The organism is Sphingobacterium sp. SRCM116780 (genome assembly GCF_021442025.1).
In the GTDB taxonomy this organism is placed as follows: Bacteria; Bacteroidota; Bacteroidia; order Sphingobacteriales; family Sphingobacteriaceae; genus Sphingobacterium.
On sequence record NZ_CP090446.1, the window covers coordinates 1763548 to 1786821 of the forward strand.

At 35.9% G+C, this 23274-nt stretch carries 22 protein-coding genes; 13 read left to right on the top strand and 9 right to left on the bottom strand.

Annotation, left to right across the window (positions count from 1 at the left end; all coding sequences use genetic code 11):
- The first annotated feature begins 245 nt into the window (after window positions 1-245).
- Window positions 246-815 (top strand): hypothetical protein, encoded by a 570-nt coding sequence (locus tag LZQ00_RS07730; RefSeq protein ID WP_234514362.1) that lies wholly within the window; start codon window positions 246-248, stop codon window positions 813-815.
- 48 nt (window positions 816-863) lie between these two features.
- On the opposite strand, the gene LZQ00_RS07735 is transcribed toward LZQ00_RS07730, so the two are convergent.
- Window positions 864-1388: an ExbD/TolR family protein gene (locus LZQ00_RS07735; protein ID WP_234514364.1), complete on the bottom strand. Its 525-nt coding sequence runs from the start codon at window positions 1386-1388 to the stop codon at window positions 864-866.
- Window positions 1389-1678: 290 nt separating this feature from the next.
- Between LZQ00_RS07735 and LZQ00_RS07740 the strand changes: the two genes are divergently transcribed.
- The 4 genes from LZQ00_RS07740 (at window position 1679) to LZQ00_RS07755 (ending at window position 5015) form a co-directional block, all read left to right on the top strand.
- Window positions 1679-2200 carry a YceI family protein gene (locus LZQ00_RS07740; RefSeq protein ID WP_234514369.1) on the top strand — a complete coding sequence of 174 codons (522 nt, stop codon included), beginning with the start codon at window positions 1679-1681 and terminating at the stop codon, window positions 2198-2200.
- Window positions 2201-2557: 357 nt separating this feature from the next.
- Entirely contained in the window at window positions 2558-3445 is an 888-nt protein-coding gene (locus tag LZQ00_RS07745; protein ID WP_234514371.1) for a hypothetical protein, read from the top strand.
- Between the two features lie 109 nt (window positions 3446-3554).
- A complete protein-coding gene (locus LZQ00_RS07750; RefSeq protein WP_234514373.1) occupies window positions 3555-4412 on the top strand; it encodes a WG repeat-containing protein in 858 nt (285 codons plus the stop codon).
- A 27-nt stretch (window positions 4413-4439) separates the two neighbouring features.
- Window positions 4440-5015 (top strand): hypothetical protein, encoded by a 576-nt coding sequence (locus LZQ00_RS07755; RefSeq protein WP_234514375.1) that lies wholly within the window; start codon window positions 4440-4442, stop codon window positions 5013-5015.
- 133 nt (window positions 5016-5148) lie between these two features.
- On the opposite strand, the gene LZQ00_RS07760 is transcribed toward LZQ00_RS07755, so the two are convergent.
- Window positions 5149-5382, bottom strand: a complete 234-nt coding sequence (locus tag LZQ00_RS07760) for a hypothetical protein (protein WP_234514377.1) — start codon at window positions 5380-5382, stop codon at window positions 5149-5151.
- Window positions 5383-5562: 180 nt separating this feature from the next.
- Between LZQ00_RS07760 and LZQ00_RS07765 the strand changes: the two genes are divergently transcribed.
- Window positions 5563-6000, top strand: coding sequence for a putative quinol monooxygenase (locus LZQ00_RS07765; protein WP_234514379.1), 438 nt, complete (start codon window positions 5563-5565; stop codon window positions 5998-6000).
- Between the two features lie 94 nt (window positions 6001-6094).
- On the opposite strand, the gene pdeM is transcribed toward LZQ00_RS07765, so the two are convergent.
- From pdeM to LZQ00_RS07785, 4 genes are read right to left on the bottom strand one after another with little or no spacing between them, the layout of a single operon-like run.
- The gene (gene pdeM / locus LZQ00_RS07770) at window positions 6095-6748 is read right to left on the bottom strand and encodes a ligase-associated DNA damage response endonuclease PdeM (RefSeq protein WP_234514394.1); all 654 of its coding nucleotides are present in this window, start codon (window positions 6746-6748) and stop codon (window positions 6095-6097) included.
- Window positions 6702-9224 carry a ligase-associated DNA damage response DEXH box helicase gene (locus tag LZQ00_RS07775; RefSeq protein WP_234514396.1) on the bottom strand — a complete coding sequence of 841 codons (2523 nt, stop codon included), beginning with the start codon at window positions 9222-9224 and terminating at the stop codon, window positions 6702-6704. Before LZQ00_RS07775 ends, pdeM begins: the two co-directional genes overlap by 47 nt.
- On the bottom strand, window positions 9221-10819 hold the full coding sequence (locus tag LZQ00_RS07780; RefSeq protein WP_234514397.1) for an ATP-dependent DNA ligase: 1599 nt from the start codon (window positions 10817-10819) through the stop codon (window positions 9221-9223). The genes LZQ00_RS07775 and LZQ00_RS07780 overlap by 4 nt, the downstream gene beginning before the upstream one ends.
- Window positions 10816-11835, bottom strand: a complete 1020-nt coding sequence (locus LZQ00_RS07785) for a ligase-associated DNA damage response exonuclease (protein ID WP_234514398.1) — start codon at window positions 11833-11835, stop codon at window positions 10816-10818. Before LZQ00_RS07785 ends, LZQ00_RS07780 begins: the two co-directional genes overlap by 4 nt.
- 122 nt (window positions 11836-11957) lie before the next feature.
- On the opposite strand from LZQ00_RS07785, the gene LZQ00_RS07790 reads away from it, so the two are divergent.
- The 4 genes from LZQ00_RS07790 (at window position 11958) to LZQ00_RS07805 (ending at window position 16674) form a co-directional block, all read left to right on the top strand.
- Window positions 11958-12743 carry an N-formylglutamate amidohydrolase gene (locus LZQ00_RS07790; RefSeq protein WP_234514399.1) on the top strand — a complete coding sequence of 262 codons (786 nt, stop codon included), beginning with the start codon at window positions 11958-11960 and terminating at the stop codon, window positions 12741-12743.
- Complete coding sequence (locus tag LZQ00_RS07795) at window positions 12730-14568, top strand: flavohemoglobin expression-modulating QEGLA motif protein (protein ID WP_234514400.1); 1839 nt, start codon at window positions 12730-12732, stop codon at window positions 14566-14568. The genes LZQ00_RS07790 and LZQ00_RS07795 overlap by 14 nt, the downstream gene beginning before the upstream one ends.
- Window positions 14569-14579: 11 nt before the next feature.
- Window positions 14580-15587, top strand: a complete 1008-nt coding sequence (locus LZQ00_RS07800; RefSeq protein WP_234514401.1) for a glutathione synthase — start codon at window positions 14580-14582, stop codon at window positions 15585-15587.
- Between the two features lie 127 nt (window positions 15588-15714).
- Window positions 15715-16674: a helix-turn-helix transcriptional regulator gene (locus LZQ00_RS07805; protein ID WP_234514402.1), complete on the top strand. Its 960-nt coding sequence runs from the start codon at window positions 15715-15717 to the stop codon at window positions 16672-16674.
- Window positions 16675-16827: 153 nt separating this feature from the next.
- On the opposite strand, the gene LZQ00_RS07810 is transcribed toward LZQ00_RS07805, so the two are convergent.
- Both LZQ00_RS07810 and LZQ00_RS07815 read right to left on the bottom strand, forming a co-directional pair.
- Entirely contained in the window at window positions 16828-17298 is a 471-nt protein-coding gene (locus LZQ00_RS07810) for a DinB family protein (RefSeq protein WP_234514403.1), read from the bottom strand.
- 70 nt (window positions 17299-17368) lie between these two features.
- The gene (locus LZQ00_RS07815) at window positions 17369-18907 is read right to left on the bottom strand and encodes a SulP family inorganic anion transporter (RefSeq protein WP_234514404.1); all 1539 of its coding nucleotides are present in this window, start codon (window positions 18905-18907) and stop codon (window positions 17369-17371) included.
- 104 nt (window positions 18908-19011) lie between these two features.
- Here LZQ00_RS07815 and LZQ00_RS07820 point away from each other — a divergent pair, with 104 nt between their 5' ends.
- From LZQ00_RS07820 to mazG, 3 genes are read left to right on the top strand one after another with little or no spacing between them, the layout of a single operon-like run.
- Entirely contained in the window at window positions 19012-19635 is a 624-nt protein-coding gene (locus LZQ00_RS07820) for a hypothetical protein (protein WP_234514405.1), read from the top strand.
- Window positions 19636-19687: 52 nt separating this feature from the next.
- Entirely contained in the window at window positions 19688-21178 is a 1491-nt protein-coding gene (locus LZQ00_RS07825) for a PLP-dependent aminotransferase family protein (protein WP_234514406.1), read from the top strand.
- Window positions 21179-21232: 54 nt separating this feature from the next.
- Window positions 21233-22045 (top strand): nucleoside triphosphate pyrophosphohydrolase, encoded by an 813-nt coding sequence (gene mazG / locus LZQ00_RS07830; protein WP_234514407.1) that lies wholly within the window; start codon window positions 21233-21235, stop codon window positions 22043-22045.
- 70 nt (window positions 22046-22115) lie between these two features.
- Here the strand turns inward: mazG and metA are convergent, their stop codons facing one another.
- Window positions 22116-23057 carry a homoserine O-succinyltransferase gene (gene metA / locus LZQ00_RS07835; RefSeq protein WP_234514408.1) on the bottom strand — a complete coding sequence of 314 codons (942 nt, stop codon included), beginning with the start codon at window positions 23055-23057 and terminating at the stop codon, window positions 22116-22118.
- Window positions 23058-23274 lie beyond the last annotated feature (217 nt).

The following is a 23274-nucleotide window of genomic DNA, read 5'->3' on the forward strand; positions in this document are numbered from 1 at the left end:
GAAGGGGAACTCAGTTTAACATTAAAAATTTAATATCATTACACATATCAAGTTATAAATTATTGTTTAACACCTACGAATTGTAATTCAACGTTTGCGGATTGTAAACAGATTCGTTCATATTGATGTTAACGCATATTTTTATTATACATAACAAAAACAGGTGTTATTGTAACAGTTCAGTTTAAAAATGTCTTGTCTAGAGGTATACTGAATACATAATAAACTAAATTAAATTAAGAAAAATGGTTACACGTATTGCTACTTTATTAATAGTTGGATTAAGCGTCAGTGTTGCTCAAGCACAGATTACCGATATTTCGGTTAACAAAGAAAATTTTGAACAATCAGGCTTTCCTTACAAAGGAAAAAGAGTACTACAGGTTGAGCATATTACGACAAGCCAAGAAGATAACTATATCGTCTTCTCAAAAGAAGAACGCAATGCGGATCCAGATCAACTTTATATCCAACAATTCCAAAAAATTGATAACCAATGGACAGCCGTAGCAGAAGATTATGTTTCAGAAAAAGGAATCGTAACGTCGGTATGGGATGCTAGAAAAGCTTTTTTTGATGCAGATAAGGACGGGCATCTAGATGCTATCTTTGTATATTCACGTCATCCAAAAGGAGATATGGATAAGCAATTAAGCTGTATTGGATTAGTGCTCTATAAGAAACAGTTTTACAGACTTCAAGCAGATCAAACCGATGGCTATCAAAAAACTACTTACTCTGATAACTATAAAGAACTACCAGAAATCGTTAAAGATAAAGTTTCGCAGTTTTGGCAAAACTTAGATAAAGAATAAAAATACATTACTCTTTCGTATTTTATAGACGAAAGAGTAATGCTTATTTTATAAAGATGCTAAAACCAGCTTCTCCTCATCAGGACTAATTTTACTAATGCTATAGCGTTTTATATTTACCTTTGTCATCTCGTCCAAAGCCTGAACCACATCATTCGTACAAGCCTCCTTACTCGGTTTAATCAAAACAATCATATCCTTTCCATTAGCAAGTGAAGGAATTTTCAGTTTCATTTTATTTAATACAGCTCTTATCCCCTTTTCCGTTAGATCTGTGTGTTCAGGTTTGGATATGGGATGGTTAAAATCACCATGATACCACATAACACCTTTGTCACTTAACAACAAGGAGACTACGCGCCGTTCATCCAATAATAAAGGTTTATCGGGACTGTTATCGGGCATCACGACATCCAAGCGACTCGGCTTATTCAAAGAGGTGGTCAGCATAAAAAAAGTAATCAGTAAAAACGCAAGATCGACCATAGCTGTTAGATCCACTTTAGGCGCTAGCTTTTTACTTCTAATTTTCTTTTTTCCTGTTTCTGGTTGTTTTTGATTTAACTCTGCCATGATACGGTTATTTAAATAATAGGAATTGGTTAATACTCATCAATAAGATGTCACAATTAAGAATATTCCATATTGTTTCGGATAAAAAAATCAAAAAATAGAGGAATAGTCGTCTCACGAGGTATTTCAAAACCTATCTATCAAATTATTGTTTATCTATTATGATTATTACTGAAATAAGATCCGATATTGATGTAGGTCAATAAAAATGATAAAAACCTGAGTTACATTTGTATCATATTATAAAAAAAGAAAAAATAAATTTTCATTAACTTAATAAATATAAAATTATGGCAACTTGGAGTTTAGATCAAGCACACAGTGAAATTGAGTTCAAAGTCAGACACATGATGATTACCAATGTAAAAGGTCAATTTCAAAATTTTGATATTACGGTAACAGGAGAATCTGCGCAGTTAGAAGATGCGAAAATAAATGTGACCATACAAACAGATTCAATCAATACTAAAAATGAACAAAGAGATCAGCATTTAAAAAGTGGCGATTTTTTTGATGTAGCAAATTATCCTGCTATTACATTCGCTTCAACTGCAATCAAAACTGATGGGAATGATATTTCCTTAGTAGGTGATTTAACTATAAAAGGAATTACAAAACAAATCACATTTGATGTAGAATTTGGAGGATTAGCGAAAGACCCTTGGGGGAATCAAAAAGCTGGATATACCGTGACAGGAAAAATAAACCGTCAAGATTATGGCTTAACTTGGAATGCAGCATTAGAAACAGGTGGTGTAATGGTGAGTGATGATGTTAAATTTCAAGCGGAAATACAGTTTATATTAAGCTAAATTTAAGCGATTTATAGCATATAAAAGGTCATGTTTTCCTGAGGGAGAATATGACCTTTTTTGTTAAAAAATTCAATATCATTTCACGCTCTTCCTTCTCCGCTATAGTCTGCGTCCTCATGAGCCTTCTTTCTTACGAATAATAAGTCAACTCCTACGAATTGTAAATGATTTTATAACTTGGAAAGTGGAAGTATTAGATTTAGATATAAGATAATTTAAAATAGAAATCTTCGCTAGTTAGAGAATTGTCTGTAATGCTTTTCTTGTTTGCATCAGAACAAATAAGATTATCTAAAAAATAGTATAAAATTGATGAAACCCCTAAAAATATTTTTTTCAATCAGTATACTGATATTGATTAGTATCACAATTTATATATGGTTAAACCGAAATGCTGGAGAATGGACAACTCATAAAAAATGTGCTGATTGTGAATTACTAGAGAATGGAAAAAGACTAAGACTTATAGGTACAATAAAAATCCAAGACGATAATAAAATGTTCTTTACCGAACCACAGACGGGGAAAACTTATCATTTAATTCCTTGTGATGCAAAGTGTAATAACCACTTGAACCAATGGTTTAAAAAAGTCGGTTTTATTGATTCTGCTACCCAAGAACCTATTTATTTTGATATTGAAGGGAGCTTAGACACAACAAAGCAGGAATTTTTACTTGCCAGTGTTGTATTATTAAATACTGAAAAAGCTATCGGTAAGTTCATCTCTTTTGCAAGTGGAGATAAAGCCTCAATGGCAAGATTCAAAATTATCAACTCACTAAACGCATCTGTAAATAAAAATGACACGATAGTTTTAGGTTATCATAACAACAAAGAACCAGATGCAGGTATCGATACGGCGATGCTCACTTTCGTCAAATACTACGAACAAAACGACATCAAAAACTATTATATCTGTCCAGATTATGATGGACAGCAAGGAATTAAAAATCAATATATTCAACCTAAAAAAATAAAAAACCAAACATTAAAGGAACTTAAAGAAAAATATGATGCTGTTAATGAAGAGATCTTTCCGCTCAATGAAGCATCTATTTCTGAATTTAGATTACCCCTTTATAATCACTTTAATGAAACTCAAAGAAAGCAGCCAACACTCATCAAAGAAGTAACCTGGGAAATAAACGATACAACCTTGCTAACTATTTGGTTCATCCAAAAACAAAACAAATGGACGGCATTTGAACAATACAAATGGAAAAAAGGAATGGAGTTTTAATCACAATATATTAAAACGAACTTTGCGAATAATAAAACAACCTCAACGAATTGTAAATGATTTTGTTATGTACGTCATGGAAGTATTAAATTTATTAAAATACAAATCAATGAAAATACTACTTACACTCTCTGTTATATTATTCCACTTATCAATTTATGCTCAAAATGATCCTAAATTATTTCCTGTCAATGATAGAAAAGTAGGTTATTTAGGCTATTATCTTAAAGATGGAACAAACATTGTGAAACCTCAATTCTGCTCTGCATCTTATCATATGGATGGCTATTATCGCGTATCAAAAGCCGAACACGAATTTGATATTCACGGAAATAGAACAGAAAATCATGTACCTAACACAGAGAAATTTGGATTGCTTAACAGTAAAGGTCAATTTATAATTGACTTCAAAAACGACTATGACTACATTGCTGTAGATAAAGGAATAATTTACGTCTTAAAAAACAATTTTTATGGCGTTGTAAATGACAAAAACCAAATTGTAATTCCAATAGAATATAGCAATATTACCATTGAAGATAAAAACAGAATAATTGCTGAAAAGAATGGAAAATATGGTATTCTTAATTATATAAACGAAATAATTATACCATTCGATTATGATTATATTTCTGAAACATCCCCTAATGAAAATGATAATGGTTTCTATGCTATAGCTGAAATAAATCAACATTATACAGTCATTAATCAGGACAATAAATACCTATTCCCATTGACGGAAACAGCGTTAATAGCCTTGACGAAGAAATCAATTTTAGCTGAAAAGGACAATAAATTTGGACTAGTTGATTATCATCTTAAACCAATTTTACCATTTGATTTTGAGACTCTTACTATTTATGATGAAAAGTTACGAGCAACAAAAAATGGATATGAATATTATTATACAATTGGTGGTGAATTGATAGAAAAGAAACGAATACCAGAAGAAGGTGTAAAAAATTAAATTCAACAAATAAAGCTTGCTACATAAATGCTAAAGAATATTATCATACTATCTATTTTATATGCAGCTATTATTTTAGGAGTGACACTGACGATCAACTCAATGAGTAATTATTATATCCCATTCATACTAATTACTAGCATGTCATTTCTATTGATGTTGATAAGAGAAATTGTTAAAAAATATAGTTCAGAATTTAAACCGATAAACAATACAACAATTCGTTATCAACCCTTTGACAACACAGATGACAAAGGAAAATTGAAAAACATATCTGAAAGACCTTTTTTCTTTGGCCTTGAGAAAAAACTGCTTAGCCCTGAGGATTTCTATTTTGATGAGGATAACTTTTATGCGATAAACACATACGGAGAAAAAGCAACATTTCCTCTTAACGATATAACAGAGTTAAAGGGTACAGCTATTACCATTACAAATAGAAGAATTTGGCAGCTAAAAATAGCTTCTTCTAATGAAGAGATTACATTTAAGTTCGCACCAAACTACACGATTTGGAACAAAAACTTTTTGGTATTTTATAATAAAATTAAATTGATTAAACCCGAGGCCGTAAAATCCAAATGGAGTTTATGGAGAATGTAAACGAAACACTAAATTATAAATCCTAACAGTATGAATAGTACAATGATTGGGTACATAGTTTCAAAAATTTGTTTATAATAGTCTAAGTCCAATAGCTAGTTTTAATCGAACTTAGACTCGTATAAATGAATTATTAATTATCGTTGTCTTCACCAACTAATGAGAACTTAATGGATTTTTGAGGATAGTCCTCAAAACTCTTCCTACTTGTATTACCAACTATTTTTTTGATGCTAACTTTATCACCTAATCTAAAATTAGATTCTACTAACTGATAATCCAATAAATAAGGACCACAGAAGTAATTACCCTTTGCATCTTTTTCTATTATTCCTTGATATAATCCTTTTTTTGTTTCTTTTGGCATGTTATTAAATTTATCTGTCAAAGATAAGGATAAAAACAATAGGTAAATATTCATACTGTTGATACTTTCACAGATTTTCTGGGATTTCTATGCGTTGAAGAGACTTTTGAAGTTCTTATATTTCGAACCTTCAACTTCAGTCCGTATCTTTAGAATATCAGCAGATCAAAAATATAAGATATGAAAATAAACATGAATATGCAGCGTAATCTTTATAAAATAGGATTTGTATTGATCACCCTCCTGACAGGACTATTTGCTAATAATAAAGCTATAGCACAAAAAAAAGACATGCTAATACGTATATCAGAAATCGAAATATATCCAGAACATCTGACTGCATATAAAGTGATCTTACAAGAAGAAGCCGAAGCATCCATGAAGCTGGAAGCAGGAGTCGTTGCCATTTTCCCAATGTATCAAAAAGAAGATTCCACGCAAATAAGGATAGTAGAAATATACAATGGTAATAAGGCATATCAATCTCATTTGAAAACTCCGCATTTTCTAAAATATAAAACGATGACACTTAAAATGGTCAAGGCTTTAAAGTTAATAGATATGGATGCGATTGATCCAGCGTCCATGAAATTGATATTCAGAAAATTGAAAAATTAAATATTTATTATTTAGGTAATCAATAAGAGTATAGCTTAACATATCAACAGCACTTTCTCAATATAGCTTGGTCAAGATATAGAGCAAACAAGAGCTAAAATGTGTTAACAGATGCTACCCGATTCTCAGTGATCACAAATACCTGATCTTGTGGATTCGGTTTGACGAGATACAAGCCTGTAAACAAACTAAATGCAGGAAGTAAAGCAGACGTTGCAGTAAACAGAAAGCAGGGTAACTTCAGTCGCTGTCTAGCTTGCCCTTTCATTAATATACCAGGATGCAAATGACCAGAGAAGATATATTTATCTTCCAATGGTGCATCCTCTTTTTCGTGAACAAAACAAAACTCACCAATAGTATAATGATTGGGGAATATCTGTACATTAAATTCTTCATAAAGAGCCAGTTGAAGTCGATCGTGATTTCCCTTCACCAAGATAATTGCTAATGAAGCATTTTCATATCTCCACGCTTGAAAACTTGCTAAATCTGAATTATAATGATGATGAAACATATCTCCAGTCACTAATAAAGTACGCGGCTGATATTTCTTGACAAGAACTGCCAACCGTTGAATATCCGTCTCAGAAACTTCCTTTGGAATCTGCAAGCCCTCCTTCCTGAAATGACCAGACTTTCCTAAATGCAGATCGCTAATCACTAAAAGTTGATAAAAAGGAATATATAAAGCACGTTCCTTATCCAATATTATTTCTTTTCCTCTTTTTACGATACTGCTCATCATGATCTAAATTTTTAAACACTTCAGCCTTCATACGCTCAATTCTGGTTTCCAGTTCCTCAGAACTCATACTCTCTCGCATACTATCTACTTTAATAGGGAACGAAAATGGTGTAAATCTATGTGCAAATTTTAACACAATCGTACTTTGTTGAATCCGCTGTAAAGCTGCCAGCAATCTAGGAGCCTCCAATTGATAATGAAAAGTTTCATCATACGCCTGTCGTAGTAATAGATTGTTTTTATCATAATCTGCAAACACATCAAAAAAGAGCGAAGAGGACGATTGAATCTGCTTATTCTTTAAATATTTTCCAGGATAACCCTGAAAGACTAAACCCGAAATACAGGCAATATCCCTAAACTTTCTTTTCGCCATTTCAGTCGAATTGATGCTCGCTGTAATATCCTCATTTAAATGATCAGGAGAAAACAGATCATATACCAGAGCATCATCGATAGGGATTTCCTGATCACTTAGCAATTCAAAACCATAGTCATTCATAGCGATCGAAAACGTAATGGGAACTAGTTTTGAAATACGATAAGCAACTAAGGCCGCCATAATCTCATGCACGAATCTTCCCTCAAAAGGATAGGCAAATAAATGATAACCCTCTCTTGTTTGGATAAGTTCTACAAGGAATTCGTTTTCCATAGGAACATGGGTTATTTGCGCCTGTAATTCAAATAATGGACGGATAAAAGTCAATTCCTCTTCTTTCTGAAATGAGGTAAGTACTTGACTATATTTAGTCCGCAAAATAGCCCCTAAATTAGCGCTTAAGGGCAACCTTCCACCTAGCCAACTTGGCGTTATTGCCTTCTTATGCTGACTTCTTTTGACCAAAACCATCATACCTCTCACCATAACAAATTCCAATCCCCTACCGGCTAAATTAAAGCGATCCCCAGGTTTTAGCTTAGACACAAAAAACTCTTCAATCATACCGATATAACCACCCGACATAAATTTTACTTTCAGCATTGCATCACTCACAATGGTACCGATATGTAGACGATGGCGCATGGCCATTTGTCTGCTCGTCACTTTCCATAGTCCATCTTCATCTTGGACAACTTTATGAAACTCAGGATAAGCATGTAAACTCTCCCCTCCTTGAGAAATAAAGCGCATACACCACGAAAACTCTTCTTCTAATAATTCTTGAAAAGCATACGTATGGCGAACTTCATCAAAAACGATGTTAGCATCGAATCCATTTCCCACCGCTAAGGTGACCAGGTATTGCACCAAAACATCAAAAGTCATGATAAAAGGTTCTCTATTTTCTATTTGATGTGTTTTGGATGCTGTTTTTATTGCCGCAATTTCAACCAATTCGAGCGCATGTGTAGGCATAAAATAAATTTTTGAAGTTTCAAAAGGGGAATGACCACTCCTTCCGGCACGTTGTAAAAACCGTGCTACTCCTTTTGGTGATCCAACTTGTACCACAGTATCCACTGGTTTAAAATCGACACCCAAGTCCAGAGAAGAGGTACAGATCACCACCTTCAAAATACCAGTATGCAATGCCTCTTCAATCCAATTCCGTAATTCAAAATCAATTGAACCATGATGGATAGCTATTTGACCAGCAAAATCAGGATAGATATTCAATAAATATTGAAACCAGATCTCCGCTTGACTCCTGGTATTGGTAAAGACCAAAGTTGTTTTGCTTTTTTTGATAATCGGGATTAACCGATCAGCTAATTTGATTCCCAAATGACCTGCCCATGGCAACATCTCCACGGTATCAGGGAAAATAGATTGAATACGTATTTTTTTCTCTGCATCTGATCTGACAATGATTTTCGGTGTTTGATGATCAGGCTGAAGGACATTTAAAGCTTCCTGTAAATTTCCAATAGTAGCCGAAATCCCCCAAATACGTAAATCTGTATGTTTTCGAAACCGCACAATTCCTTTTATTCTCGATAAAGCCAGTTCAACCATAACCCCTCGTTTACTCCCCAACAATTCATGCCATTCATCTGCCACGACGCATTGTAAATCATCAAAAAAAGAATCTATATTTTTCTGGGCCAAAAGCAAATGCAGGCTCTCTGGCGTAATCAATAATACCTGCGGTATATTCCTCTTTTGTTTCTGCCTTTCAGAGATAGAGGTATCACCATTTCTAACGCCAATCTGCCAATCGATCTCCAATTGCGCAAGCGCATCCTCCATTGCTCGAGCTAAATCTTTTGCCAGGGAACGTAACGGTGTGATCCAAATTAAACGCAACCCTAGTTTTTCCTTATTCTTTTTCTGCTTATTTTCTTCATTCAAATAGGCAATAATAGGGGCTAAAAAAAGTGCATATGTTTTCCCAAACCCTGTGGGAGCATTGACCAAACCACTGTATCCTTCCAAATAAGATTGCCATGCCTGTTCTTGAAAAGGAAAAGGTTTTCGTTTATTGCTTTTGAGCCATGCCAATACTTTTCGATAACCAATTGTTTTTTTCATCGCTCGCTATCCCTCATGGTTGATAACAATAAATTTCTCAAATCAGTTAATGTATTAATATCTTCCACTTTTTTATCTCTCCGCCAGCGCAGAATCCGAGGAAAGCGTAATGCTAGTCCTGCTTTATGTCTTTTACTTTCAGCAATACCCTCAAAAGCAATTTCAAAAACCAATTCTGGTTTCACCGTTCGCACAGGACCAAATTTTTCAATGGCATTTTTAACAACAAAGCTATTTACCTCTTTAATTTCTTTATCTGTAAGCCCGGAATAAGCTTTCGCGATGGTAATAAATTGATCTCCCTCGCGGACGGCGAAGGTATAATCCGTAAAAAAGTTTGCTCTTCTCCCGCTCCCTTTCTGCGCATAGATCATAACGGCATCTATGGTAAAAGGCTCTATTTTCCATTTCCACCAATCTCCCCTTTTCCGACCGCTGTGATAGATAGAGTCTTGATGTTTCAACATGATACCTTCGCTATTCAGATCCCTTGATTTTTTGCGAAGTTCGATTAAAGATTCCCAAGAAGTAAAAGGAACAATTGGTGAGCATAGTAATGCATTGCCTATCGGCAATAGTTGTTCTAAAATAGCCCGTCTCTGTTTTAACGGTTCATTTCTATAATCTATACCTCCATATTCCATCACATCATAAGCATAAAAAGCAATGGGAGCCTGCTCAAGTTGCTTTTTAAGAACGTTTTTTCTATTTAACCGTTGCTGTAACGTACTAAAAGATAAAACTTCATCCTGACGCATCGCTAATATTTCGCCATCGATGACCGTTCCATTAGGTAAGCCTGTCAATGCAATATGTAATTCAGGGAATTGATCGGTCACCAGTTCTTCACCACGAGACCAAATAAATAATTCATCATTCCGCTTAATAATTTGTCCTCTGATGCCATCCCATTTCCACTCTGCTTGCCAATCAGAAATTGATCCTAACTCCTGTACAGGAACCTCCAAAGGATTTGCCAGACAAAAAGGATAAGGCCAAGAGCTATCCGTATTGACATGTACCCCATCCATCAAATCTGAATAGCTTATTTTGTCGGGATCCCACTTCCCCATGATGCTATGGGTGATGTGATTACTATCTAAATGGGTTAATTTAGCTAAAGCAAGAATCAAATTCTTGGCAGATACACCAATTCTAAAATTTCCTGAAATTAATTTATTAAAAACAAAACGTTCCTGCGTATTGAGCATGCCCCAAGCAGTTCGTACAAACGATCTTTTTTCCTCATCCGTGCTCGTTGTTAAATCTTGTAAACCTCTTATCCAGTGATGCAAAGGAATGTCAGAATCTGAAGTTGCGAGTGGCAATAACAGGGCTATGGTTTCACTGAGATCACCGACATTATGATAGCTTTCTGTGAATAACCATTCAGGTAGACCTGTAATTTCGATAATCCATTCTTTCAATAGCGAAGATTTAATCGTTCTCTTTGGTTTTTTACCTGTAAATAAAGCAATTACCCATACCTTGTCTGCATCATCGGCTTCGGAAAAGTATTGAGCCAACGCAGCTAATTTATCATTGGTCTTATTGCTTTGTTCAAGTTTTGAAATTAATGCTGTAAAACGTTTCAAGAAGCAACCTCCTTCCCTGCCATTTCTCCTTCATCTTCCTCTGTCCCAAACTGGGTTGAGACAGCTTCAGCAGAGATACCGATTTCTGATAAATAACGTGCAAAAACAGAGGTAAAGCCATGTGTGACATATACTTTTTCCGCTCCTGTTGCACGAATTGCACTTGTCAGACCATTCCAATCAGCATGATCACTTAAAGCAAAACCTGCATCAGCACTTTGCCATCTCCGGTGCGATCGCACTTGCATCCATCCGGAACATACACCTACAGCTGCTGTATGTAAACTCTTGATCCACTTGGTATCCTGCATCGCTGGTGGAACAATTAAAATACCGCCCTGCAATTCATCTTTACTCATCTCTGCGGTTATTTTTGTATGAAAAGGTAGTGGAACACCAGCATGTTCAATCGCTTCATTTAATCGAGCAATACTATTATGCACATAGATCGGCATATGTCCAGCTAAATTTTGCAGTAGCCGTTGTGCTTTTCCCAAACTATAAGCAATCAGAACTGTGGTTTTATGATCCACTTGATTCTGTGTCGCCCATTGTTTGATATCCGCAATTATATTTTCCTGAGGCAACCAATTGTAAATAGGAAGACCAAAGGTACTCTCCGAAACAAAAGTATGGCACTTAACGGGTTCAAAAGCGGTACTGATGCCATCGTACTCGATTTTATAATCCCCAGAAATAACACAAACCTCCCCTTTATAAGCCAAACGAACTTGCGCTGAACCAATTACATGACCAGCGGGATGAAAAGAAATTTGCACACCATTTCTGACAACTGTTTCCCCATAAGCTAATGATTCGACAACCAGATCTTCACTAATTCTACACTTAATAATAGCCTTGGTTAAATGGTGGCATAGGTAGTATTTGTTTCCCCACCGAACATGATCAGCATGTCCATGCGTCGTTACAGCATAATCAACGGGCAACCAAGGATCAATATAAAAGTCACCCTGTTTGCAATAAATACCTCTATTTGTAAATGTTATTAAAGCCATGACCTTAATAACAAGCCTGATGGCAATTAGTTCATCCTTCTCCCATTATTGTCTGCCCATCAAACTATTTACCGACCCAATTGTTAATCCTATACGATCTACTTATTTAAGCGAATATACATATGGAAATACATTATGTTTTAGAAGAAAAAGGTGGACCAGTCCTCGCATTGGCCATCCACGATGGACATCAACTAGCGGATCAACTTGCTCCTTTCATGAACCTTTCAGCATCAGAACGACGAAGAGAAGAAGACCCCTTTACAGGATTATTAACGGATATTGGTACCAATCGGTTCATTGTTAAAACATCCAGGTTCCAAGTCGATCTCAACAGACCTATTCAAGATTCCGTTTACCTACGGCCCGATCAAGCTTGGGGTCTACACGTATGGAGAGAAACACCTTCTAAAACAATGATAGAACAAATCCGTCACTCCTATCGCTATATCCAAAAAGTACTGTCCTCTGTTATCGAAAAAAGCATTCAACGTTATGGTTATTTTATCATTTATGATATTCATAGCTATAATGCCAAACGCTTAGGTCCTGATGAGACTATTGATACTAACGCGAATCCGCAGATAAATATTGGAACTATCCATAACAAAGGTATTTGGAGACCGCTGATCGACACATTTATGAAATATCTGACAGAGAACAACATTAACGGACAATCCATTGATGTACGAGAAAATGTGAAATTCTCAGGTGGTTATCTTTCTCAATGGATTACCAGTAAATATGGACAAAAAGGTTGTGTCCTATCAATTGAATTTAGAAAAGATTTTATGAATGAATGGACAGGGATTCCAAATCTCAACCATGTCGAAGCGCTTAGAAAATTATTACACTCTTCCCTATCTTTCATAAAACAAAGCTATCAACATCATTATGGATCCAAGTAAAGCAATAGCAAAAGCAGTTACATCCATCATACAAAAAGAACCCGTTCATATCCAGTTTTCGAAAGATAGTAAACTTGTTCTTAAACGCATCAGTCCATTACTTTTGATTTATCGGATACCTACTGGTGGGAAAGATCAGATGATATCCAATTTAGCTAAATCAGAAACCTGCTCACTGGTAGGCAAAGAATCTGATCTGGACTTTACTGCGGTTATTACTCCTATTATTCGACAACTTATTGATGAATTTGGAGCCTGCCAACTGATAGAAATTTGGCAAGATAAAGACATGGAGGCTGATGTCACCATTCATATTTCACAAAAATCAGCCTTATCAGTTGCTCAAAAATTTATCAAAGATTTTAAAACCGATGAGCAAAACCTAGGTTTAACAAGTGAAATTAAAAAGGATGCTAAATCACCAAAACCTCCTGAAACATCTCCGATTATCAATCTGTTAGCAGCGGAATTCAAACAATTGCTTTACATGGGAATAGCGATCAAACCGCATTACTTAGATACAGTATCAGGGACGGTTTATCCTCTTATTCTCAGGAATTACCGAGATCTATTTACAAAAAGCTTACGAAAGAGTTTTTTAGAATTTGTACGTCTGCATACTTCTTTAAAAGTCTCGCAATTCAGAATGTTAAAAACCACAGAACTGCAACCCCTTGTTCTGGAAATTGATCAAAGTTTAGCCGCTGAAAGTCAAAAGTTTGATTTTTTGTTGTTAGTCAGTCCCTTAAACGCTCGTGAAGCTTGGTTACAATTTAAAAAAGATAAATTTCTGAAATCTCCGAAATTTCGGTACAGACCCATGCCGATAGATCCCGAATTGGTCAAGCGTAATTTATATAATTTGCAGATAGAAGATATCGATGATCCAACGATCGCTTATCTTTTTAGAGACAAACGAAAAGAATTGGACGCCATGATGACCATGCTCATCGATCGAGGTAATGAAGGATTTTTGCTTGGTAGTCTACAGGTTTTTGGCAATGTCAATGATCATTTATTGGAAACAGCAAAAGCCATATTATTCGTGTACGAACATGTTGGAAGAAAATCTACCCCTCCTAAAAAACTCATCAACGCCACCGAATTTGCCAAGCTAGCAAAAGAAGAATTACAATACTTAAGACTACAGCTCCCTTCTTTGGAGACTGGTGTTCGGATTCGAGAAGATATTACAGGTATCATGGTCAATCGTGGCGTTCTGAATATCAGTAAGTACTATGAAATAGAAGAATCCAGGGCAATTGCCCTGATACAGCATGAAGTCGGGACACACATTGTCACCTACTTTAATGGGAAGTCACAACCTTTTAAACTTTTCAGCCTTGGTGTACCGGGTTATGAACAATTGCAGGAAGGACTCGCTGTATTCTCAGAATATATGGTCAATGAACTCAGTGCAGAGCGATTGCGTATTATTGCTGCTCGAGTGGTTGCCGTACATCATATGTTAGCCGGTCATAATTTCAGCGATACATTCTTCTTATTGGTTGATCAATATCATTTTATTGAAGAAACAGCTTTTCACATCTGTACACGTGTATATCGAGGAGGAGGTTTTACCAAGGATGCCCTGTATCTCAAGGGATTGATGAGCATCATTACCTACATTCGAGAAGGAAGAGATCTCTCTACGCTTCTTATTGGCAAGATCAGAGAAGATTATATCCCCATCGTAAAAGAATTAACACAAAGAGGTCTTCTACGTAACCCTATCTTGAAACCACGTTACTTATCAGATCCTTATATAGCGAATTTAGAAAGAATAAAATCAGGAGATAATATTTTCAACCTTTCCAATTATTAACATACGATCCTATGAAAATCGCATTTGTTATCAATCAAACCCACAAAGAAAAAGCTGGTTTTACGACAACATTATTAGCCTATAGTGCCCTCCAACGTGGTCATTCCGTCTATTATATTGGTTTGGCAGATTTTGTCTATCTTGATCACGACAAGATCGCCGCTCATGCTCGAATCATACGTCAGATAGGCAATATTGCTGACACTCAACAATTGATAGATGCCCTTAAGTCCACCAGCAAAGAACGTGTGTTTATGGATGATTTTGATGTCCTTTGGCTCCGATTTGATCCTGTTCTTGACATGATTAATAGACCTTGGGCTGCGGCAATGGGATTGCAATTTGCACAACTGGCGCAAAAACTTGGTGTACGCGTACTCAATGATCCCCGTGCACTCGTTGATGCAGAAAACAAGCTTTATCTGGAGAATTTCCCTGAAGAAATTCGTCCCCGTACCATCGTGACCCGAAGTTATGATGATGTCAAACAATTTTTTGAGGAGCAGCATCATGAAATTATCCTAAAACCATTAAAAGGATCTGGTGGTAAGAACGTATTTCTGGTCAATAAGCAAGAAAGTAAAAACCTCAAACAAATTGTGGAAGTGATCTGTCGAGACGGCTATTTAATCGCGCAGGAATACCTCCCAAAAGCGCAGTATGGAGATATTCGTTTCTTCCTACTCAATGGAAAACCATTAATCCGGAACGGAAAGTACGCAAGCGTCCATCGTGTACAATCTACTGGCGAAATCAGAAGCAATATCCATCAAGGAGCCAAGGCTCAAAAAGCTGTCATCAGCCCTGAAATGCTTCAAATGGTGGAAAAGGTTGCTGAAAAACTCATACAAGATGGTATGTACTTCGTAGGATTAGACATCATTGATGATAAAATAATGGAGATCAATGTCTTTAGTCCTGGAGCATTACTCCAAGCATCAGAACTGAATGGCGAAGATTATGCAGCTGCAATTATTGAAGATCTTGAAAAATCCAATGGAAAAAATAAAACGGAATAAAAGAAATAATATAGGCTCAAAAAACGTGAAGGTAAAGCATGAATGAAAATACGATTTGAATAGATTAATTAAAATTTATTCTATATCTTAAAGTCAAATTCAATCGCATTAAAAAGAACTTTTAACAGTGGAACCACTCAATAGATTTGATCGTATACTTGCAATTTTAATCCAGCTACAATCAAAAAAAACAATAAAAGCACAGGAATTGGCTGAGCGTTTTGAGGTAAGCTTAAGAACGATTTATCGGGATATTAAAAGTTTAATTGCTGCTGGTATACCGATTATTGGTGAAGCTGGAGTAGGTTACGAACTTGTAGAAGGGTATAAAATACCACCCATGATGTTTTCTAAAGCTGAAATCACAAGCTTTGTTGCTGCTGAAAAGCTCGTATATAAATTTATCGATCAGGAATTGAAAAATCATTTTTCCGCTGCACTCTATAAATTAAAATCCATCGTGCGTAGTGCTGATAAAGATTGGATGGAGACGATTGATAAACATGTTGTCATGAAATCCAATCAGCACAGTCAACTGAGTAGTGCCTTACCCAATACATTAACCGTTCTTTTTCAATCTATCGCACAAAAAAATATATTAGAAATAAGTTATCAGGCAACTTATCAACAAGAATCTATTCAAAGAGAAATTGAACCTATCGGAGTTTTTCATGAAAATAATCATTGGTATATCTACGCCTTTTGCTTAGTTCGAAACGACTACAGACAATTTCGAACCGATCGCATTTCCAATATAAAAATCTTAGATCAAACACAGTTTAAACAGCACCCCGATCTGGAACAGTATCTAGCAGAAAGAGAAGTAGAAGTGGAACGCACACGTGTCATCATTCAAGTTGATCAACAATTTGCCCATTATTTACATTGGGAAAGGAAATATTTCGGCTTCCAAGAGGAAACGATAAAAAATGGAAAAGTCAAGATGGTCTTTGATGTCAAAAATGTTCATATGGGCTTTGCGAGATGGTTTATGATGTTTGGAGATCATGCAGATATCATCAGCCCAAAAGCATTAAAAGAAAAAGTAAAAGAATTACTCCAATTACAACTATTACGTTTAGAATAAAAAAGAAGACCTGATAACAGATCAGGTCTTCTCCTATTTTAACAAAAGCATACACATAAGTTCTTTAACTCCAAAACGATAGCACTATTTCAATACCTGTTCAGTCTTCCATAGTGACAATACGCTTGTTATTTCATTTATGGTCGTTTAAGTTTAGCGTTCCCAGAAAAAAGGAGGTTCGATTCCTAATGCCCTCAAGTACACATAACCCTGTCCACGGTGGTGAATTTCATTATCTATAAAATATAGAATGTTATCAATAATGGGAAATTCATATTGACCAAACAGATTAAAGGTCTTATGAAAATCTTCTTCCTGAAGTTGTGCCCATAATTGTTTCAGCTCCTCTGTATGTTGATCCCATATCGCTAAAATTTCAACTTTTGTATTGTAACTATTCTTTTCGCCATAAGCTTCTACCGTCTGATTCACAATACCTGTTAACCCTGGTACGGCAATCGCTATCAATTCATTAGCCATCTCACCAAATGTGCGCATATTAGCCAATGAAAAAGTGAATAGTTTATCTTCAGGAAACTTTTCAATTACTCTTTTGGTTAGATTTCGATGTCCCAACCAATACTTCAATAATTCCTCTTTTGTAATAACTGCTATCGTGTTCATGTCTTTTATGATTTGATTTATATAACAAAAGTAGGCTAGTCATTGACAACAGTTTGTCAGTAGAAAAAATTTATTTTGGCATAACTTTATATGTCGGATCCTCTTCAGAAATTTCTATTTGTACGGGACTATTGGCTTTTTTTAGTATAGCCATACAATCAGGACTTAAATGTCTTAAATGAACAATTTTCGATTGAGATTCATATCGGCTAGCCAGTTTATTAACCGCATCTATAGCACTCATATCTGTTATTTTACTCTCTTTAAAATCGATAATCACTTTTTCGGGATCATCATCAATATCAAACTTTTCTAAAAATCCGGTAACCGAACCAAAGAATAGCGGACCGTAGATTTCATATACCTTATTCCCCTGTTCATCCGTTGTTTTTCGAGCACGAATGCGTTTTGCATTATCCCAAGCAAATACCAAAGCAGAAATGATGACACCGACTAACACTGCTAAAGCCAAATTATGCAAAACAATGGTAATCAATGCGACAAGCACACCAACGAAAATATCAGATTTCGGCATTTTGTTAATAATTCGAAAAGAAACCCATTGAAATGTTCCAATAGCAACAACCATCATAACACCTACTAAAGCAGCCATTGGTATCCGTTCTATAAATGGTGAAGCGACAAGAATAATTGCAAGAATAGTTAAAGCACCTATAATTCCCGATAAACGAGATCTGGAACCCGCATTGATATTAACCAATGTTTGTGCGACCATCGCACAACCACCCATACCTCCAAAAAAGCCATTTACGAAATTCGCTGTCCCTTGCGCCATAGCTTCCCGATTCGCATGACCTTTCGTACTGGTAATCTCATCCACCATTGATAGTGTTAGCAAAGATTCAATCAGACCAACAGCAGCCATAACCAATGCAAATGGAAAAATAATGGTTAGTGATTCCCAATTCAAAGGAATGGTTGGGATATTAAAACTCGGTAAACTCCCTTTAACAGAAGCAATATCTCCAACGGTTTTCGTATCAATTTTAAAAATGTATACCAAAAGAAAAGTAGCAAAAATAGCCACTAATGAAGCAGGAATAGCTTTTGAAAGTTTAGGAAATGCATAAACCACAACCGCCGCGAATAATGTTAAACCCAACATAATATACCCCGTCGAACCCGATAACCAATGACTGACACCTGAAGCATCAACCCATTTAAACTGCTCTACCTGAGACATAAAGATAATAACAGCTAAACCATTAAGGAAGCCATACATAACAGGTTGTGGAATCAATCGCACAAACTTTCCAAGCTTCAAAGCACCTACTAAAAACTGTAAAATACCTGCCAATACCACAGTAGCAAATAAATACTCGATTCCATGCATCTGAATCAAGGCAATCAGCGTCACAATAGTTGCTCCCGCTCCACCTGAAATCATTCCAGGTCGCCCACCTAGTATAGCAGTGATCAACCCCATCATAAAAGCAGCGTACAAACCTGTTAAAGGTGATAAACCAGCGAGAATAGCAAATGATAACGATTCGGGAATCATGGTCATTGCTACTGTCAATCCAGCTAAAATTTCTACGCTATAATTGATTTTACCATGTGGATTTAAATATCGAAGTAGTGCGTTCATGTTGATGCTATTGAAAGCGCAAAAATACAGAAAGTTCTAACGGGTTGTGCATAGTTTAGACCATATTATTATCTTTATCAGAAATCCATTGATTATCGGAAATTATGAATGTAATAGACCATTTAGCCACAACTTTAGGAAGAAGAGATGAATTGCCAAACCAAGATTTGGCAAAACAAATTGTTAGTGAACAAGACGCACAAGCCATTCAAGATTTAATCGCACTCTTGAAGGGGAAAAATAAAAATATTCAACAAGATAGCATCAAAGTATTGTACGAAATTGGCGCTGTATCCCCCGATTTAATAGCTCCCTTTCATTTAGATTTTATCTCTCTTTTAAGCAGTACCAATAATCGCATGCAATGGGGTGCCATGACAGCACTTGATACTATTCTTTTGTTAAAACACGACGTTATTTATCCTGTATTACCACAACTGATAACCGTTGCCGAGCAAGGTTCTGTCATTACAATGGATAAATGCATTTCCATATTGATTAAATACCTATCCCTTCAAAAATATGATCAGGTATTTCATTTATTAAATGAACAATTGCTAAAATGTCCGACCAACCAGCTTCCCATGTATGCGGAACAAGCTTTTTTATTTATTCCTAAGGAATATCAAGCTGAATTTGTAAACAGTTTGACTTCCCGATTGGATACAATCGAAAAAGAATCTAAAAAAGCACGTGTTCGAAAAGTTATTAAAAAACTCCAGCAGTAAAGTAATAATCCTTAACTTTCCGGACTATTAATATTTTCAATATAGGCAACACATGAGTAGTCCGGGTCAAATTCCATTTAATAGTTTTATCAACTTAAATAGAAAGGATCAAACTTCCATCTATGTGCAATTGGCACAACAAATTATTCAAGCCATTCAACGCGGCTTTATACCCGTAGGGACAAAGCTTCCAGGGAGCCGTCAGCTCGCGCAAGCTTTATCTATCCACCGTAATACGGTGGTCGCTGCTTTCCAAGAACTCGAAGCACAAGGTTGGATAGCGATTAAAGCGAATATCGGATCCTATGTGCTCAAAAATACCAGCAAAGCAAAAAAGAATAGTGAACCCATTGACCTGTCATTTCAAAACCAATATGCTGTTCATACAGGTTATGATTTTGAAAAAAGTACCATCTTAGAAGATCCATTTGAATCCAATACCTGTTCCTTAAAACTGGATGATGGTATTCCCGACAGCAGACTATCCCCTTTGCAACAACTTTCCAAATTTTACACGGCAAATCTTAAACGAAAAAAAAATGCGAAATACCTTGGCTATACACATCAAGGAAGGCCAGCTACTTTTCGCGAGCAATTATGTAATTTTTTAAATCAAAGCAGAGGGTTGCATATCCAACCAAAGAACCTGTTGATAACACGATCGGTAGAATTAAGCATCTTTGTGATTACACAGACACTATTGCAACCAAATGATCTGGTTATCGTTGGTCAACCGAGCTATTTTGCAACCAATATGATTTTCCAACAAGCTGGAGCTAAGATAAAATCAATTCCAGTTGATGAGGAAGGAATTAGCATAGAAGCACTGGAACAAATTTGTCAAACCCAAAACATTAGGTTACTGTATCTGACTCCCCATCACCATTATCCAACAACAGTAACATTGAGTCCGCAAAGAAGATCTGCTGTATTGGAATTAGCTTCGAAGTATGGTTTTGCTATCCTAGAAGATGATTACGATTATGACTTTCATTACGATCAGGCACCCCTTATGCCCATGGCTGCTGTTGATTATCAGGGGATGGTTATCTATACCGGTAGCTTTGGAAAATCGTTAGCCCCAGGGTTTCGAACAGGTTTTATTGTTGCTCCTGAAAACCTAATTGCAGAACTACAAAAGCTATTGAACCTATTGGATCATCAAGGGGACTTTGTCATGGAACAGGTACTAAGCGATTTGATCGAAGAAGGGGAAATACATCGCTATCTCAAAAAATCAAGCAAGCTATATCAAGAACGACGCAATTATATGAGCTATTTACTTGCGCGTGACCTACATGAATATGTCGATTTTCATATTCCTGATGGAGGGCTAGCCTTATGGACCAACTGGAAGAAAGAAATTAATTTAATTCAGCTGAGCAAAGAATGTGCAAAAGCAAATCTTTTTCTTCCCAAAACCATTTTGTATCAAGCGAAAGATATTTCAGCCATTCGCATTGGTTTCGGTAGTTTGAATCAATCAGAAATGGAAAAAAGTGTCGAAATTATTGTTAAGTCCTTAGCCATATTAAAACAATAATGTTTCCTCTCTTCAACTTTAAATCCCTAATTTTGTTTCAAATTATTTAAAAATATGAGCTATCCTATCCCAGCCTCACAGTCAACCCCAACTTTAGCTTTTCAACGCCTTTTAGATGTTTTATACACGCTTCGTGTAGCTTGTCCTTGGGACAAGAAGCAAACGATGCAATCACTACGTCACCTCACTATAGAAGAGCTATATGAACTGACAGATGCTATCTTAGACGAAGATTATCCGGAAATCAAAAAGGAATTAGGGGATGTGATGATGCATTTGATTTTTTATGCCCGAATAGCAGAAGAAGAGAATCGTTTTACCCTAGTAGATGTTTTGAATAGTATCTGTGATAAGTTAATCAGCCGTCACCCTCACGTTTATGGCGATATCGACGTGGATAATGAGGAGCAAGTGAAGCAAAATTGGGAAACACTTAAACTAAAAGAGGGTAACAAATCAGTATTATCAGGTGTACCTAAGGGACTCCCTGCCCTTGTAAAAGCCTACCGTATTCAGGATAAAGTCCGAGGAGTAGGTTTTGATTGGGAAGATAAGAAAGAAGTTTGGGCAAAGGTAGAAGAAGAATTATCTGAGTTTAAAGCGGAATACAATATTGAACGTCCTGAAGAAGCAGATTTGGATAAAGCTGAAAGTGAGTTTGGAGACTTACTATTCTCATTAATCAATTATGCCCGTCATATCGGCATTAACCCAGAGAATGCATTGGAGCGAACCAATAAAAAGTTTATTGACCGGTTTACTTACTTGGAACAAAAAGCTTCAGAAAGTGGAAAACGATTACAGGATATGACACTTGAAGAAATGGACGTCTATTGGAACGAAGCCAAAAAATTGGGGAAGAACTAAAATATTAGCTCCAAATAGCATTGGATAAAAGTATAAAGAGTCATTTGTGATGCAAATGACTCTTTTTTTATTAGGATGTTTTTATCTCATCTAACGATTCTACATCTCGTAGATCAAATGGAGTCTCTTGATACACATAATAGTTTAGCCAATTGTTAAACAACAAGTTGGCATGACCCGTCCATCGCACCAAAGGAGATTTACTCGGATCGTTGTCCTGATAATAATTATCCGGAACATCCAACTGAAGCCCCTTTTCTATATCCCGTATATATTCACTATGCAGCGTTAGTGGCGCATATTCCGAATGGCCGGTTAAATAAACTTCTCTCCCTCCTCTTGTCGATAAAATCGCAGCACCAGCTTCCGGAGATTCTGAAAGCAATGAAATTTCTTCTTTACGGTCTATTTCTGATTTTAAGATGGTCGTATGTCTACTATGAGGAATGAAAAATTCATCATCAAAACCTCTGAACAACGGATTCGTTTTATCAATAACCGTATGTTTGAAGACACCAAATAATTTCTCTTTTAAAGGTGTTTTTTGAACGCCATGAAAGTGGTAGAGCGCCGCTTGTGAAGCCCAGCAGATATACAAGGTAGAAGTCACATGTTTTTTAGCCCAATCAAAAATAGTTGTGATTTCTTCCCAGTAGTTCACTTCCTCAAATTCCATCATTTCCACCGGAGCTCCGGTAATAATCATACCATCGTAATTATTATGTTGAATTTCTGAGAAAGACTTATAAAATAATTCCAAATGCTCTTGTGGTGTGTTTTTAGAAGAATGGGTATCTAGTCTTAAAAATTCTACTTCCACTTGCAATGGATTGTTCGAGAGCAATCGAATAAAATCAGTCTCTGTAGAAATTTTAATGGGCATTAAATTCAGGATCAGCACTTGCATCGGACGGATATCTTGTCCGTTAGCCCGAAGATCGCTCATCACAAATATATTTTCTTTTTTTAGTAGCTCTATGGCTGGTAAATTATCTGGTATCCTGACTGGCATATACGCTCCCCCTCGCCTTGATTTAGTTTGGCCATAAATATAAAAAAAATTAAGATAGTATATTCTATCAAGATGAATAATTACAATAAATTGAGTAATTGTATAATAGCATCTTGATTAAACATCTCCTCTTCACATTCATCTCTAAAAATCAACAACTTAAATAAAGTTAGATAAAAAACAGAACAGATAACGATAAAGAGAATGATCTAAAAAG